General features: G+C 46.6%; 15 protein-coding genes. 10 read left to right on the top strand and 5 right to left on the bottom strand.

Annotated features, from left to right (window positions below; all coding sequences use genetic code 11):
* Positions 1 to 111: 111 nt before the first annotated feature.
* The 7 genes from Q0110_RS04800 (at position 112) to Q0110_RS04770 (ending at position 6,603) form a co-directional block, all read left to right on the top strand.
* The gene (locus Q0110_RS04800) at positions 112 to 891 is read left to right on the top strand and encodes an AAA family ATPase (RefSeq protein WP_297903378.1); all 780 of its coding nucleotides are present in this window, start codon (positions 112 to 114) and stop codon (positions 889 to 891) included.
* Positions 879 to 1,766 (top strand): ParB/RepB/Spo0J family partition protein, encoded by an 888-nt coding sequence (locus tag Q0110_RS04795; protein WP_297903377.1) that lies wholly within the window; start codon positions 879 to 881, stop codon positions 1,764 to 1,766. The genes Q0110_RS04800 and Q0110_RS04795 overlap by 13 nt, the downstream gene beginning before the upstream one ends.
* Positions 1,763 to 2,473: a DUF5683 domain-containing protein gene (locus tag Q0110_RS04790; RefSeq protein ID WP_297903374.1), complete on the top strand. Its 711-nt coding sequence runs from the start codon at positions 1,763 to 1,765 to the stop codon at positions 2,471 to 2,473. Before Q0110_RS04795 ends, Q0110_RS04790 begins: the two co-directional genes overlap by 4 nt.
* Before the next feature lie 6 nt (positions 2,474 to 2,479).
* Entirely contained in the window at positions 2,480 to 4,000 is a 1,521-nt protein-coding gene (locus tag Q0110_RS04785) for a lytic transglycosylase domain-containing protein (RefSeq protein WP_297903371.1), read from the top strand.
* Positions 4,001 to 4,108: 108 nt separating this feature from the next.
* Positions 4,109 to 5,125, top strand: a complete 1,017-nt coding sequence (locus tag Q0110_RS04780; protein WP_297903368.1) for a histidine kinase — start codon at positions 4,109 to 4,111, stop codon at positions 5,123 to 5,125.
* Between the two features lie 6 nt (positions 5,126 to 5,131).
* Entirely contained in the window at positions 5,132 to 5,890 is a 759-nt protein-coding gene (locus Q0110_RS04775; protein ID WP_297903365.1) for a LytTR family DNA-binding domain-containing protein, read from the top strand.
* 314 nt (positions 5,891 to 6,204) lie between these two features.
* Positions 6,205 to 6,603, top strand: coding sequence for a hypothetical protein (locus tag Q0110_RS04770; RefSeq protein ID WP_297903362.1), 399 nt, complete (start codon positions 6,205 to 6,207; stop codon positions 6,601 to 6,603).
* Between the two features lie 79 nt (positions 6,604 to 6,682).
* Here Q0110_RS04770 and Q0110_RS04765 read toward each other — a convergent pair whose 3' ends face one another.
* Entirely contained in the window at positions 6,683 to 7,969 is a 1,287-nt protein-coding gene (locus Q0110_RS04765) for an O-acetylhomoserine aminocarboxypropyltransferase/cysteine synthase family protein (protein WP_297903359.1), read from the bottom strand.
* Positions 7,970 to 8,146: 177 nt separating this feature from the next.
* On the opposite strand from Q0110_RS04765, the gene Q0110_RS04760 reads away from it, so the two are divergent.
* Together Q0110_RS04760 and Q0110_RS04755 are read left to right on the top strand one after the other, a co-directional pair.
* The gene (locus tag Q0110_RS04760) at positions 8,147 to 8,608 is read left to right on the top strand and encodes an Lrp/AsnC family transcriptional regulator (protein WP_297903356.1); all 462 of its coding nucleotides are present in this window, start codon (positions 8,147 to 8,149) and stop codon (positions 8,606 to 8,608) included.
* A gap of 118 nt (positions 8,609 to 8,726) precedes the next feature.
* Positions 8,727 to 11,009 carry a RelA/SpoT family protein gene (locus Q0110_RS04755; RefSeq protein WP_297903353.1) on the top strand — a complete coding sequence of 761 codons (2,283 nt, stop codon included), beginning with the start codon at positions 8,727 to 8,729 and terminating at the stop codon, positions 11,007 to 11,009.
* Positions 11,010 to 11,062: 53 nt separating this feature from the next.
* Here Q0110_RS04755 and Q0110_RS04750 read toward each other — a convergent pair whose 3' ends face one another.
* From Q0110_RS04750 to Q0110_RS04735, 4 genes are all read right to left on the bottom strand, one after another.
* Positions 11,063 to 12,010, bottom strand: coding sequence for a calcium/sodium antiporter (locus Q0110_RS04750; protein WP_297903350.1), 948 nt, complete (start codon positions 12,008 to 12,010; stop codon positions 11,063 to 11,065).
* A 5-nt stretch (positions 12,011 to 12,015) separates the two neighbouring features.
* Positions 12,016 to 12,417, bottom strand: coding sequence for a DUF3127 domain-containing protein (locus Q0110_RS04745; protein ID WP_297903347.1), 402 nt, complete (start codon positions 12,415 to 12,417; stop codon positions 12,016 to 12,018).
* A gap of 79 nt (positions 12,418 to 12,496) precedes the next feature.
* The gene (locus Q0110_RS04740; protein ID WP_297903344.1) at positions 12,497 to 12,853 is read right to left on the bottom strand and encodes a MerR family transcriptional regulator; all 357 of its coding nucleotides are present in this window, start codon (positions 12,851 to 12,853) and stop codon (positions 12,497 to 12,499) included.
* Between the two features lie 14 nt (positions 12,854 to 12,867).
* Positions 12,868 to 13,851 (bottom strand): M23 family metallopeptidase, encoded by a 984-nt coding sequence (locus tag Q0110_RS04735; protein ID WP_297903341.1) that lies wholly within the window; start codon positions 13,849 to 13,851, stop codon positions 12,868 to 12,870.
* A gap of 94 nt (positions 13,852 to 13,945) precedes the next feature.
* Between Q0110_RS04735 and alaS the strand changes: the two genes are divergently transcribed.
* Positions 13,946 to 16,567 carry an alanine--tRNA ligase gene (alaS, locus tag Q0110_RS04730; protein ID WP_297903338.1) on the top strand — a complete coding sequence of 874 codons (2,622 nt, stop codon included), beginning with the start codon at positions 13,946 to 13,948 and terminating at the stop codon, positions 16,565 to 16,567.
* The last annotated feature ends 128 nt before the right edge of the window (positions 16,568 to 16,695 follow it).

The raw sequence follows: 16,695 nt of genomic DNA, 5'->3' as shown, positions 1-16,695 counted from the left end.
GAGTTATCAACAGTTAGGGCGATTTATCAACAAAACAAGCATTGTTTTGATTGAACCCTGTGAGGTTCAGTTTTTAATATTTAGTTTTGCCCCCGAATTAATAAGTATGATATGGGAAAGATTATCGCTTTAGCAAATCAGAAGGGTGGAGTCGGGAAGACAACCACCACGATTAATCTGGCTGCGTCGTTGGCTGCGCTTGAGAAAAAGGTGCTGGTTGTCGACGCTGATCCGCAGGCGAATGCCTCATCCGGTCTGGGTGTGGATATACGTAATGTAGAACTTTCTATCTATGAATGCCTGGTGAATGGCGAAGACGCGAGTGGCGCTATCACACAGACAGAAGTGGAAGGATTGGATATCATCCCCTCTCATATCGATTTGGTGGGAGCGGAGATAGAGATGCTGAATTTGGAGAATCGCGAACGGATCTTGAAGCAGATATTGACACCGCTGAAAGGAATGTACGACTTTATCCTGATCGATTGCTCTCCTTCTTTGGGGCTGATAACCGTGAATGCCTTGACAGCCGCCGATTCGGTGATCATCCCGGTGCAATGCGAGTATTTCGCCTTAGAAGGTATCAGCAAGCTGTTGAATACGATCAAGATTATCAAATCAAAACTGAACCCGGCGTTGGAGATAGAGGGATTCCTCTTGACCATGTACGATTCGCGCCTGCGTTTGGCGAACCAGATTTATGAGGAAGTGAAACGTCCGTTCCGTGATTTGGTATTTACTACCGTGATCCAACGAAACGTGAAGTTGAGCGAGGCTTCCAGTTACGGTAAACCTGTCCTGTTGTACGATGCGGATTCGAAGGGATCTATCAACCATATGCAATTGGCGCAGGAAATTGTTGAAAAAAATAAAGGATTATGGCAGCATTGAAAAGAGCGGCGCTAGGCCGTGGATTAGACGCGTTAATTACGATGGACGACCTGAAGACGGGAGGCTCTTCATCGATTAGTGAGATCGAGTTGAGCAAGATCCAGCCTAATCCGGAGCAACCTCGTTCTGTCTTTGAGGAAGATACCTTGGAGGAGTTGGCTACCTCTATCCGTTCATTAGGCGTGATCCAGCCGATTACATTGAAGGAGATCGGCCCCGAGCAATATATGATCATCTCCGGCGAACGCCGTTATCGTGCGTCTCTTAAGGCCGGCTTGGAAAGGATACCGGCTTATATCAAGACTGCTGCGGATGAGAACGTGGTGGAGATGGCCTTGATAGAGAATATCCAGCGTGAAGACTTGAACTCTATCGAGATCGCGTTGGCTTACCAGAAACTAATCGATAACTATGGCCTGACCCAAGAGGGGCTGAGCGAGAGGGTTGGAAAGAAGCGCGCTACGATCGCTAATTACCTTCGCTTATTGAAACTCCCCGCAGAGATACAAGTGGGGCTGAAGGATAAGAAAATCGATATGGGGCATGCCCGTGCACTGATCCCGGTAGATGATCCGGAGGTTCAGTTGGCTTTATACGAGCAGATATTGGCCCAAGGGCTCTCCGTTCGTAACGTGGAGGAAATGGTGCGTAATATAGCCGAAGGAATACAGCCGGAATTGCCGGAGAAGAAAAAAGCGGATCGTAAGCCGGCGTTGCCGGAAGAGTTTAAATTGCTGAAAGATCATTTGTCTCGTTACTTCAATACGAAAGTACAGTTAACTTGCAACGAGAATGGAAAAGGTAAAATAACGATTCCTTTCGCGACGGAGGAGGAACTGGAGCAATTGATCGGGTTACTGGATAAATTGAAATGAGAAATCGAATCATACTCCTTTTGATCGGGTTCGTGTGCTGTGCCGGTATTGGTAGCGCACAGGAGGATAAGGCGGTGAAAGCCGTTCCTGCTATCGTTTCCGATTCCGTGGAGGTGGCAACCCCGGATTCTACCGTACAAGCTGTCTTGGTGGCGGCCGATTCGGTGGGTGTACCGGAGGTGAAAATGAAACTGGCCTTTAAGCCGAATCCTACGAAAGCGGTCTTGTTTGCCTTGGTTCCGGGTATGGGGCAGATTTATAACCGGAAATATTGGAAATTGCCGATCGTTTACGGTGGCTTGATGGGATGTATGTATGCCGTGACTTGGAATAATAAGAACTATAAGGATTATTCGACGGCCTATAAGGATATCATGTATGATGCCGCGGTGAACCCGGATAATCCGGAGGCTTGGAGTAATAGCTGGCAGATATTGACCAGCATGGACAAGGAGACGGCGATCAATGATTCCAATTTCAAGGACCGGCTGAAAAGACAGAAAGATTATTTTCGCCGGTATAGAGACTTAAGTATAATTATTACGGTCGGGGTGTATGCGTTGAGTATCGTGGATGCCTACGTGGATGCCCAGTTGTTCGATTTTGATATATCACCGGATTTATCCATGCGTCTGGAACCGGTTGTGACTCCGAAGACGAGTGTCACGCCTCGTACTTACGGATTGAATTGCAGTCTAAAATTCTGATATCACATGAAAAGATACCTGCTTACCTTGTTTTGTTTGACATGTTTGGCCTCATTGGGCTATGCGCAGGAAGAGGCCCGGATAGAGGAGAAAGATACCTTAAGCTCGCTGGAGTCTGAGGTCGGGCTGATTCCGGAAAGCTTAGACGCGGACGTGGATAGTTTGCTCCATACCTGGCATGTGCAATATTTCTCAAAGAGAGAGGACTTTTGCCATGACGACGATGAGAATGTCTATTTTCCGGATTCGGTCTATATCGACCGCCTGTCCAGGCTCCCCAGTGTGATCGCTTTGCCTTATAATAATGTAGTGCGTGACTGTATCGACCTGTACGCCGAGCGCAAACGGAATTTGGTACGCTATATGCTAGGGATGGCAGATTTCTACTTCCCGATAATCGAGCAGGTTTTGGATGGGCATGGCTTACCGTTGGAATTGAAATATCTCGCCGTGGTGGAAAGTGCCTTGAACCCGGTAGCCCTCTCCCGTGTGGGCGCTTGCGGTCTGTGGCAATTCATGCTTCCTACCGGCAAGAGCTATGGTTTGGAGATAAACAGCTTGATAGACGAGCGCCGGGACCCGCTGAAAGCGACCGAGGCCGCCTGTAAGTATTTCAAGGACATGTATGCCATTTATGGAGATTGGAACTTGGTACTGGCATCTTATAATTGCGGGCCGGGCAATGTGAATAAGGCGATACGCCGATCGGGAGGCAAGACCGACTTTTGGGAAATCTTCCCCTATTTGCCAAGAGAGACTCGCTCGTACGTGCCCTTGTTTATCGCCGCCAATTACATCATGAACTATTCTTGCGAGCACAATCTTTGCCCGATGCAAACCAGCTTGCCGCTGGCTACGGATACGGTCATGGTAAACAATGCCTTGCATTTGCAGCAGGTGTCGGATCTATTGCATGTGGATATCGAGACGTTACGTGCGTTGAATCCACAATATAAAAGGGATATCATTCCGGGTAACACCCGGCCTTCGGTCTTGAAACTGCCGGCGGCAGAGACCTATGCTTTTATCGATAAGGAGGATACAGTCTATACGCACCGGATCGAGGAACTACTGGCGAATTGTATCCCGGCGAATAAGTCTGATGGCTCTTTACCTAAAGGGGCTACCCGGGAAAGAATCACTCACGTGGTATTGAGTGGAGAAAACCTTTATACGATCGCTAATCGCTATGGAGTGACGGCGAAAGATATCCGTAAGTGGAACGGGCTGCGTTCCAACCGGGTGGCTAGGGGAAAACGGTTGAAGTTGTATGTGGATAATGGAGGCGTGGCTTTCGCCTCGGCAACATCGAAATCATCTGCGACCCGAAAGGCCTCCAAATCGTCTGCCAAGCCTGTAGACGCAAACCAGAAAGGATTCGTATCTTATAAGGTGCGGTCGGGAGATTCTTTATATTCCATCTCTAAGAAATATCCGGGGATTACTACGGCGGCATTGCAAAAAGCGAATGGGCTGTCGAGTCCGGATATACGTCCGGGCCAAGTGCTGAAGATCCCTGTAGGCTGATCATCTGTGGATATTCGTCTTTAACGCTTTTTTTTCGCTTTCTTCGTGTAGGGGAAAAGGATGTGAAAGTTTTTTTATTCCTTTGCCTACATAAAAAGATACAATTGTATGGTTTCATTGGATGAGAAATTATCTGTGATCAAGGATAAGCCTTGGTTGGTCGGCTTGGTTTGCGCGGTGTTTGTCGCTTACCCGAACTTGGCGTGGATTTTTTGCGACATGAGCTATCTGGCTCCTGACAGCCACCAATCGTTCCTCTTGTTTTTCCTGTTTCGTTTCCTTTTCTTTTGGGGGTTGATTTGGCTTTTGCTGAAAAGCAACTTACGGCATGAGAATTGTGTCTCTTTCTTCGAGAGACTGCTCTGGAATGTCTCGTTCGCTTTCGGCGGTTTTGTCGTTTATAAATTGATCTCGTACTTGACGGTGAATTACGATCGTTTCCTAAGCATCGTCATCTTCCAGTTTATCGTGTTGGCTTTGCTGTGTACCCTGATCGGTTATATACAGATGCTGTATCACGATCAGCGGGTGAAAGAGCAATTGATCGAGAATTTGCGTATAGAGAATTTGCAAAGCCGTTGCGACGCTTTGGTGAACCAGATAAATCCGCATTTCTTTTTCAACTCCTTGAATGGGATTTCCTCCTTGATCCGGAAGAAGAACGATGAGAATACGTTGCTATATGTCACGAAGTTGTCGGATATATTCCGTTATATTCTTCAGAGCGACAAGAAGAATCTAGTCCCTCTGTCGGAGGAGCTCGCGTTTATCGAAGCTTTTCGGCATGTGATGGAAGTCCGTTTCGCCAATAAGCTGACATTTACGATCGAGGTTCCCGAGGATAAGCGGAGCCTACGGATTCCCGTACTCTCTTTGCTTCCGCTGGTAGAGAACGTGACGGTACACAACATCATAGACAGTGAGCACCGGATGGATATCTTGATCCGTCTGAACGAGCGAATGGAACTGGTTGTATCCAATCCGGTCTACCCGAAGTTGACCCTGCCGGATACGAACGGAACCGGTCTTAAAAATCTGGAGAATCGTTTCTTGCTATTAATGAATAAACAAATACGGGTAGAGTCGGACGAGAATAAGTTTCGGGTATATCTACCGCTAAAATAATGCTATATGAGAATACTGATCGTAGAAGACGAGACCGCCGCTTATGAGAATCTAGCGGATATGTTGGTGCATATAGATCCTGAGATAGAGATCATGGGGAATACGGAGAGTGTACGGCAGACGGTACGCTGGTTGCAAGCCAATCCGAGGCCGGATCTGATATTTATGGATATTCATTTGTCGGACGGTTCCGCATTCGCTATTTTCGACCAGATAGAGGTGGAGGTACCGATCATCTTCACTACGGCATACGACCAATATGCGATCGACGCGTTCAAGGTAAACAGTATAGACTATATACTGAAACCGATTAAACCGGAAGAATTAAAGCGGGCGTTGGATAAGTTTAGTCGATGGAATCGTCAGGATATCATGCGTTATTTATCTCAATTAACGCAATTGTCTGCTACACCTAAATACAAGGATAAACTATTGGTTCCGGTTAAGGATAAATTGCTGCCTATTAGCTTGAAAGAAGTGTCTTGTTTCTATACGGCTGATAAGAGTACGTATGTTTATTTAAAGACAGGTAATTCGTACCCATACGCAAAAACATTGGAGCAAATAATTTCTTCCTTAAGTCCTACGGATTTTATCCGTGCGAATAAACAATTCATTATTTCTCGTGATAGCGTGAAGGATATAACGATTTGGTTTGATAGCCGTTTACTTGTGACTTTAGATATAGAAGTGCCTGAGCGTATATATATTAGTAAAAATAAAGCATCCGAGTTTAAATCCTGGATAGTGAGTCAGGAAAGATAATTAGATAGGAAAACCGGTTCTCTCCGAACCGGTATTTTTTTTGTTTTCGTGTTTAATCCCCATTTTTTCCTTTTCATCAAAAAACAGTAACTACCTATTTGATAATTCCTCATCTTTGTGATATAAACAAAGAGATATATTAATAAGGTATTAGCCGATACATTAATGTTACTCTGAGTTTCATCATACACATTAGATAGGTTAATAGGTTTGTAAAAAAGGATTAGTCTGAGGCAAAAAGTTGTTTAGGCTATCTTCTCTAAAAAGGTGTTTGTTTTGTGAATGGTTTTTGTAACAGGTAAATTTTAGGTATTATGAGAAAGTTAATTATGGCAGTAGTAGTTTTAGGAATGGGCGTTGCGGTGAATCTTGCGAAAGCGCAATGTACGAATGAATATGGAAACAGAGAACCGTTTGTGGTAGAGTTTAGCCGATTGAGTTCATATTTAGGATTGGCTCCTTATCAGATGGAGGAAGTACTTAACATTAATGATTATTTCGTGGAAGAGCAAAGAAAGAGCTTAAGCAAAGACCTGAAGCGTCAGGAAGAACGATTGCAAAAAGCTGTGTATGGCAATTTGAAGCTGATGAAAGAAGCGTTGACCGCTGATCAGTATCGCAAATATGTCACGTTGCTGAATGTAACCAACAACAATAACCGATTAACCGGCGCTGTGACATTTACGGATATCTATTTGGCTGAGAATCAGTGAGCGTAACCTTGGCTCGATGTGATGTTGACAAAGAGGCGGTTTCTGTTTGGGCAGGAACCGCCTTTCTCTTGAATAGCCTTTAGACGGTGGCAAAGGCCTGCTCCAAATCAGCTATCAGATCATCGATATGTTCCGTACCGATAGATAGGCGCACGGTACCCGGATGGATTTCCTGTTCGGCTAGTTCTTTCTCGTTTAACTGGGAATGGGTCGTACTGGCCGGATGGATGACCAAGGATTTCACGTCGGCTACATTCGCCAGCAAGGAGAATATCTCTAGGTTATCTATGAAACGTTGCGCGTTCTCTTGTCCTCCCTTGATATCGAATGTAAAGATCGAGCCGGCACCATTGGGGAAATATCGCAGGTATAACCCATGATCGGGATGATCAGCGAGGGATGGATGATTGACCTTCTCTACCTTGGGATGATTCTTTAGGAACTCCACGACCTTGAGAGCGTTCTCTACATGACGTTCTATACGCAAGGAAAGAGTCTCCAGCCCTTGCAATAAGATGAAAGCGTTGAACGGGCTGATTACCGCTCCGGTGTCCCGCAATAAAACCGCCCGGATACGAACCGCATAAGCGGCTGCGCCGGCGACATCCGTAAAACGGATACCATGATAACTTGGGGCTGGTTCTGTTAGCTGAGGAAACTTGCCCGAAGCTACCCAGTCGAATTTGCCAGAGTCAATGATAACACCCCCTAGCGAGGTTCCATGCCCACCGATAAATTTCGTGGCAGAGTGAACCACGATGTCTGCCCCGTGTTCGATCGGACGGATCAAGTAAGGAGTACCGAAGGTATTGTCGATAATTAAAGGAATACCATGCTTATGGGCGATTTCCGATACCGCCTCTATATCGATAATATTAGAGTTCGGGTTGCCGAGAGTCTCGATGAACACGGCCTTTGTGTTTTCTTGGATCGCGTTCTCAAAGTTTGACAGATCGCCCGGATCGACGAATGTAGTGGTTACGCCATACGCCGGTAACGTATGAGCCAGAAGGTTATAGCTACCTCCATAGATTGTCTTGGCTGCGACGATATGGTCGCCAGCCTGCGTGATATTCTCGAAGGCATAGGTGATAGCGGCGGCGCCGGAAGCTACGGCTAGGGCTGCCGTACCCCCTTCTAAAGCGGCGATACGTTCTTCGAAGACACTTTGTGTAGGGTTGGATAATCTTCCGTAGATATTCCCCGGGTCTTGTAATCCGAAACGGGCGGCGGCGTGAGCCGAGTTACGGAATACGTAGGAAGTGGTCTGGTAGATAGGTACCGCCCGGGCATCTGTCGTAGGGTCCGCTTGTTCTTGGCCTACATGAAGCTGTAAAGTCTCGAAATGCAATTTTTTTCTTTCCATGCTGGTATACTTTTCTTGTTCTTGTTTCTTGATTTATTTTCCAACAAAAGTATATCTATTAGAAATATCAAACAATATATTTTTAAAATACAGAATATAATTCTATTTTTGACCTGTTTCTTGGAATTTGACAACTGAGCGGTGAATGAAAACCGCGCTTTAAAAGAATTTTTATCTATGGACACTTTGGATAAGACAGACTTGCGGATACTTCGAATACTACAAAACAACTCCCGGTTGACGACAAAAGAGCTGGCCGCTCAAGTGAATTTATCTCCAACACCTGTATTTGAGCGGCTTAGGCGATTAGAATCGAATGGTTATATCAAGAAATATATAGCGGTGCTCGATGCGGAGAAACTAAATCAAGGCTTTGTCGTATTCTGTAGCGTGAAATTAAGGCGGTTAAATCGGGATATAGCGGCAGAGTTCACCCGGATCATCCAAGATATTCCAGAGGTGACGGAATGCTATAATATATCCGGTGGATATGACTATTTATTGAAGATACATGCCCCTAATATGAAATACTACCAAGAGTTCATCTTGAATGTGCTGGGTACGATCGATAGCTTGGGGTCGTTGATGAGTTCTTTTGTCATGGACGAGGTCAAGCACGAATACGGGATCCATATTTGAGGGGAATTTTACATATCTCTTTCCAAATGAGGCTTTATTTTTTCTTTGGGCTGGTTTTTCTTCCAAATATTTGTATATATTTGTGGCTATACAGGACAATAATTGGGAGGTGTAAACCATGGATGATACAAAGGACACAAAAGATATAAAGGAAACAGGTGAGGTTGCGTCCGCTCTCTCCGCGGATGAACAAATGATACAGGATGGGTTCAATGCGTTGTTGAACGATTATTTGAAATCAAACCACCGGCGTAAAGTCGAACGAATCACGAAAGCTTTTAATTTTGCCAACCAAGCGCACGCCGGAGTGAAACGGCGTTCGGGTGAACCTTATATAATGCATCCTATCGCCGTGGCCCGTATCGTGTGCCGGGAGATGGGGCTGGGATCTACCTCTATTTGCTCCGCATTATTGCATGATGTCGTGGAAGATACCGAATATACGGTGGAGGATATCCGGGATATGTTCGGGGATAAGATCGCCCAGATCGTGGATGGCTTGACGAAGATATCCGGAGGTATTTTCGGGAAACAGGCTTCGGCGCAAGCCGAGAATTTCCGGAAATTGCTGTTGACCATGAGTGATGATATCCGTGTGATCTTGATCAAGATCGCGGATCGCCTTCATAATATGAGAACCTTGGGCTCTATGCTTCCCGCCAAGCAATTCAAGATCGCCGGGGAGACTCTTTATTTATATGCCCCCTTAGCGCATCGTCTGGGCCTTTTCTCGATCAAGACAGAACTGGAGGATTTGAGCTTTAAATATGAGCATCCGCAGGAATACGATTTTATCAGCGCGAAATTGAAAGCGACGGAAGATAGCCGTAACAAATTATTCGAACGCTTTGCCGCTCCTGTAGATGAGAAGCTGAAATCGATGGGGCTTCAATACGAGATGCGTGCCCGTGTGAAATCGGTCTACTCCATTTGGAATAAGATGGAAAGCAAAGGAGTCGCTTTCGAGGATATTTATGATATCTATGCGGTCCGTATCATTTTCGACCCGCTTCCCGGCGTGGACGAGAAAAACCAGTGTTGGGATATTTACTCGGTCATTACGGATATTTATCGTATTCGTCCCGACCGTATCCGCGATTGGGTGAGCCGTCCGAAGGCGAACGGGTATCAAGCGCTTCACCTGACTGTTATGGGGCCGGACGGACAATGGGTAGAGATCCAGATCCGTAGCCGCCGTATGGATGATATCGCCGAGAAAGGTTTTGCCGCCCATTGGAAATATAAGGAGTCTAACGTGGAGGAGGATACGGAGTTGGATAAGTGGATACAGACCATCACCGAGATATTGGAAAGCCCGGATCCGAACGCGTTGGATTTCTTGGATACGATCAAGCTGAATTTATTTACTTCCGAGATATTTGTTTTCACCCCGAAGGGAGATATAAAGACATTGCCTCAAGGGGCCACCGCCTTGGATTTCGCCTATGCGCTTCACTCCGATATCGGTAATAAGTGTATTGGCGCTAAGGTAAACCATCGTTTGGTGCCACTGAGCCATCCTTTGTCTAGTGGAGACCAGGTGGAGGTATTGACTTCCCGTTCCCAGGAACCGCAACCGGAGTGGTTAAACTTTGTGACTACCGCTAAGGCTCGTGCGAAAATTGACGCCGTATTAAAACGTGTCCGTAAGGAGGTTGCCAAGTATGGAGAGATAAAGGTGCTCGATGCCTTCAAACGCTCGGAGCTAGAGGCGAGTACGTCTAATCTGGACAAACTGGGCATGTATTTTGGTTTTTCCAAGCGTGAGGAATTCTTCTATGCGGTGGAGAAAGGGGATGTGGTTTTACCTGAGAATTTGAAGAAGCTGTTGAAGGAGAAAACGGACAACCTCTTGTTCAAGTACGTGAAACAGGCGTTGGGTGTAGCTTCCAAGAAAACGAAACGATCTGAGGATGAGACCCAGAAAGAGAAACCTAAGTATGATAAGAAAAAGCCTTATTTATTGAAAGAGGAGGCTTTCGAGCGTAATTATGTGATCGCCGAATGTTGTAAGCCGATTCCGGGAGATGACTCTTTAGGTTTTATCAACGATGATGGCAACGTGGTGGTTCATAAACGTTCTTGCCCGATCGCCATGCGCTTGAAAAGTAGTTTTGGCGAACGTATCTTGAATACGGTCTGGAGCAGCCATATGAACGCTTCTTTCGAGGCTACGCTAGAGGTAAAAGGCATAGACTCGATAGGCGTGTTAAATACGATCACGAAAACGATTTCCGAGGATTTCAACGTAAACATCATGCGTTTGTTGATCGAGGCGAAAGATGGCGTGTTCGAAGGCAAGATAAAAATGAAAGTGCACGACGTGGAAGATATCCAGAAAATGTGCGTGACTTTGTCGAAGATACAGAATATTAAGTCAGTCGGCAGAGTAGCCGACTGAATGATTGACGGTTGACAAATGACGGTGCTCAAATACCTGTCATTTGTCAACTGTCAGCTAACCAAATATGCCGTATAAGCGATATAGCAAACTATCAACGCGATTCCTTCCGGTCTCGTGATCGTCCGTTTCTTAAAGAAAAGTCCGAAGATATAAAGCAATACACATGAACCGATCATTACGCCCAGATCCAGGTTGGTAATGCCTTGTATGTTCATTGGAGTGATTGTAGCGCTGCAACCTAATACGAAGAATATGTTGAAGAGGTTGGAACCGATTACGTTTCCAATTGCCATTTCCGGGTTCTTTTTTAACGCGGCCACAACGGAAGTCGCTAATTCTGGAAGAGAGGTTCCTCCGGCCACTAAAGTCAAACCGATAACGGATTCGCTGACACCCAGCCCGCGGGCGATACCGGAAGCTCCATCCACGAAAAATTGCCCGCCGTAAATCAAGCCGGCCAACCCGCCGATGATGAATAAACTCGCTTTCCAGATAGGTATTGTTTTAATTGCGCTCTCCCCGTTTTCCTCTCCATTATGTGCGATAGCGAAAGTGTAACCGAGAAAAATGGCGAAGAAACATATTAGTAACATTCCGTCGCTGCTACTGATACTGTTTTGCGACGCGCCATTGATCAAGACATCGTTCGCGCAAATAAACAATACAATTGAGGCAAGCACGCAAAGAGGGATCTCTTTGCTTAACGTACCTTTCGTGACGCTGATCGGTACGATAGCGGCTGTACAGCCGACAATCATCAGGGCGTTGAATATATTACTTCCTACTACATTACCAATCGCTATATCCGAGCTTCCTTTCAAGGCGGATACGACACTGACTGTTAATTCCGGTGCGGAAGTTCCAAACGCCACAATAGTTAACCCGATTACTAAGTTAGAGATATTGAAGCGTTTGGCCACCGAAGCGGCACCATCTGTCAAGGCGTTGGCCCCGGCTAAGATAAGTAGTAATCCGCCAATTAATAATACGATATCCATTGGTCTTAGAAAGGCAAATCGTCAATAGGGTTGGCCGGGCCGAAATCGGGAGCGGACGAGGCGGGAGCCGTGGGGGCGGAAGCCGGAGCGAAATTATCCGGGGTTACTCCCATCGGAGCGGCTTGAGGAGCGGCTGCCATCGGACGTTCTACTTTCCATGCGTTAATACTGGTGAACCAGCGGCCTTGATACTCGCGGCTGTCAATGTCAAAAGATACGGTAAGTTCCTCACCCGGCTGGATAGCCGCTTGTGCGATACGGTCGGCACCGAAGATCTGGAAACATACTTTCTTTGGATATTGATCGTGTGTCTCTAATACGTACTCTTGTTTTTTCCATTCGTTTCCGGCTTTGCTGATACCGCCTACTTCCGGTAGGACTTGAATGATTCTTCCTGTAATTTCCATGTCTTGTATTTTATTTACTTATGTTTTATTTAATTGGGGACGAAGGTACGGTTTTGTTCTGGTTTTATCAACAGAATGATCACACTTTCGGGGCAAAAGCGTCGAATGCGTCTTTTATCGCCAGCAGTTCTTCCTTGATCTGTTTCAGGCGGTTTACGATCTCTTCTTGCCGGATCGTTGTCTCTTTATTATCCTTGAGTTTTTGCCGTGCGCCGGCCAGAGTCATTCCTCTTTCTTTTACCAGATGGTAGATGAGGCGTACGGCATCTATATCTTCCTGCTTATAAAAACGGGTACCTTTGCTCGTCTTCCTTGGGTTGATGATATCAAATTCCTTTTCCCAAAAGCGAAGGGTAGATTCGTTCACGTCGAACATCTGCGCTACCTCGCTGATAGAGAAATAGAGTTTGAGATCTTTGTTCTTTTTTAGGCTCATATCGCAAATGATGTTTAATCCATAACCTGTCCATGGTTCTCGGCGATCTGGATCATACGGTCGTATTCCTCGGGAGAGAGATCCATGTAATAATATTTAGACGGATTATCATGCTTTCCTCGTACGATTACCTCATAATGTAGGTGAGGGCCTGTCGATTTACCGGTATTTCCTACTTCGCCAATCACCTCTCCGCGGGTTACTTTTTGCCCGACACGTTTCTTGAACTTACTCATATGGCCGTATAAGGTCTGGTAACCATAACCGTGATCAATGACCAGGCAATTGCCGTATCCTTGCTTCCAGGCGGCGAAAGTGACCACGCCATTGCCTGTCGCGTAAATCTCCGTTCCCACTTTAGCCGAGAAGTCCATTCCGGAATGGAAACGGGGCGTACGGTAGATAGGGTCGATACGCACGCCATAGCCGGAAGCGGTACGGCGTAAATCCTTATTGGAAATCGGCTGGATCGCCGGGATACACTTGCTTCTCTCTTCTTGATTCTTTCCTAACGATATCAATTCCTCCAAGGAGTTAGACTGGATATATAATTGCTTGCGCAGCATATCCATCTTCTGGGTGGTAGAGACCACGAGCTCCGGATTAGACAGGCTCATCAAATGCTCGTAGCGGTTTGTCCCCCCGAAACCAGCCTTCCGGACGGATTCGGGAATAGACTCGGCCTGGAAGATCGCCCGATACAAGTTCTCGTCGCGTTGCTGGATATCATCCAATACATCCAATGCGTTGTTCAAGCGGAGGGAAAGCACCTCGTATTGAGTTTGCAGCAAGCGGTTCTCCTTCCGTAACTGAGATTCCATCGGTGAGTCCACCAAATGCATCATGACGAAAAAAGTGGCTACGCCGAACGCTATCCCCGTGCTTAAATGACGGAGGACGGTGAACAGCCGGTCTTTGCTGGAAGGGTATACACGCTCATAATTGAGGGTATTCGGGTTGTATAAATAGTATGTTTTGCGACTTTTAAAGAGTTTCATCTACATTTTTTGTTACGAGAATGCACGCAAAAATAATAATTTGCAGTACTTTTGCAAATTGTTTTTCAGAATATTAACGAGAACTAAATAGATTATGTTGACAGCAAAAGAAATCCGTGAATCCTTCAAGCAATTCTTCGCTTCCAAGGAACACCAGATCGTGCCTTCCGCTCCTATGGTGGTGAAGGGAGACCCCACGTTGATGTTTACGAACGCGGGAATGAATCAGTTTAAAGATATTATCTTGGGCAACGTGCCCCGTAAGTATCCTCGTGTCGCGGACTCTCAGAAATGTCTTCGTGTAAGCGGTAAGCATAACGATTTAGAGGAGGTAGGGCACGATACCTATCACCATACAATGTTTGAGATGCTCGGTAACTGGTCGTTTGGCGATTACTTCAAGAAAGAGGCGATCGGTTGGGCGTGGGAGTACTTGGTGGAGGTGTTGAAACTGAACCCGGAGCGTTTATACGCCACCGTATTCGAGGGAAGCCCCGCTGAAGGCTTAGATCGCGATAACGAGGCTGCCGGCTATTGGGAACAATATTTGCCGAAAGATCACATCCTGAACGGAAACAAACATGATAATTTCTGGGAAATGGGCGATACAGGCCCTTGTGGACCTTGTTCCGAGATCCATATAGACCTTCGTTCGGACGAGGAGCGTGCGGCGATCAGCGGCGCTGATATGGTAAATAAAGACCATCCGCAGGTGATTGAGATCTGGAATCTCGTATTCATGCAATTCAACCGTAAGGCCGATGGTTCTTTGGAATCGTTGCCGGCGAAGGTAATCGATACCGGTATGGGATTTGAGCGTTTGTGTATGGCGTTGCAAGGTAAGACCTCTAATTATGATACGGACGTATTCCAACCGATTATCAAGGTAATCGCTGATATGGCGGGTACGACTTACGGTACGGATAAACAGCAGGATATCGCGATGCGCGTGATCGCCGACCATATCCGTACGATCGCTTTCGCTATCACGGACGGACAGTTGCCTTCCAACGCTAAGGCCGGCTATGTGATCCGCCGTATCTTGCGTCGGGCCGTTCGTTATGGCTATACGTTCTTGGATCGCAAGGAAGCGTTTATGTATAAGCTTTTGCCCGTATTGATCGAGACGATGGGGGATGCTTACCCGGAACTGATCGCCCAGAAGACCTTGATTGAGAAGGTTATCAAGGAAGAGGAGGAGTCTTTCCTTCGTACCTTGGAAACCGGTATCCGTTTGCTGGATAAGAAAATGGAAGAAACGAAGGCCGCCGGCAAGACGGTCTTGAATGGCGTGGATGCTTTTACCTTATATGATACTTATGGATTCCCGTTGGACTTGACGGAGCTGATCCTTCGAGAGAATGGCATGGAAGCCGATATCGAGGAGTTCGATAAGGCCATGCAGAAGCAGAAAGAGCGTGCCCGCAACGCCGCCGCTATCGAGACAGGCGACTGGATCACGCTGAAAGAGGGTGAATGTAAGTTCGTGGGGTATGATTTGTTCGAATGCGAGGCGGAGATCTTGCGTTATCGCCAGATCAAGCAAAAGAATAAGGTATTGTACCAGATCGTTCTGGATCAAACCCCGTTCTATGCGGAAATGGGTGGACAGGTTGGCGACACGGGTTGGCTGATCGCCGATGATGAGCGAATTGACGTGATCGATACGAAACGTGAGAATAATTTGCCGGTTCATTTGGTGGCAAAGCTTCCGAAAGACGTGACGGTTACTTTCACCGCGAAGATCAATGAGAAAAAACGCGTTCAGTGCGAATGTAATCACTCCGCTACGCACCTTTTGCATGAGGCATTGCGCGAGGTATTAGGTACGCATGTGGAGCAGAAGGGTTCCTATGTTTCTCCGGACTCTCTTCGTTTCGACTTTTCTCATTTCCAGAAAGTGACGGACGAGGAAATCCGTAAGGTAGAAATGTTGGTTGGAGAGAAAATCCGTGCGAACTTCCCGTTGGAAGAACACCGCAATATGCCGATCGCCGAGGCAAAAGCGTTAGGCGCTATGGCTTTGTTTGGGGAGAAGTATGGCGATGAGGTACGTGTCGTGAAATACGGAAGTTCCGTGGAACTATGTGGTGGCACGCATGTTCCGGCAACGGGTGTGATCGGTTCTCTGCACGTGATAGGAGAAAGCTCTATCGCCGCAGGAGTTCGTCGTATAGAGGCGGTTACAGCCGAGGGGGCCGAGCGATTCGTCTACGCTCAGCAAGATCTGATCCGTGAGTTGCGTTCCTTGATGAACAATATGCCTAACTTGGCGCAAGCGATGAAGAAGTCTATCGAGGAGAACGCCGAGATGAAGAAGCAAATCGAGGATTATATCCGCGAGAAGTCTATGCGCCTGAAAGAGGAGATCGTGGCGAAAGCTTCGGAGAGCAATGGTATCAAGGTTATGCAATTCATCGGTAAGGCCAATGCGGACGCTATGAAGAATGTAGCATTCCAGGTCAAGGCGGAAACAACCGATAGCTTTGTGTTCGTGGCCGGTATCATCGACGACAGCAAGTGTACCCTTATGCTGATGTTGAGCGATGATTTGGTGAAAGAGGGCTTGCATGCCGGTAAGATCGTGAAGGAGGCCGCTAAGCATATACAAGGCGGTGGTGGTGGACAACCCCATTTCGCTACGGCCGGTGGTAAGAACTTAGAGGGGCTTTCTATTGCGGTTGGCGCTGTGAAAGAGGCTGTTGGAGTACAGTAAAATCTTCTCGGAAGAAATTGACTTTTCTTTCGGATTCAATGATAGATTCCTTCGGATCGAATAAGAATTCCATCCGAAGGAATTTTTTTATGTCGTTTTGATAATCGGAATACATGTTTTACCTTTGT

It is taken from the genome of uncultured Parabacteroides sp. (assembly GCF_947855115.1).
Lineage (GTDB): Bacteria > Bacteroidota > Bacteroidia > Bacteroidales > Tannerellaceae > Parabacteroides.
Note: the sequence above shows the minus strand (reverse complement) of the source record. Positions and strands in the feature narration are given on the sequence as shown.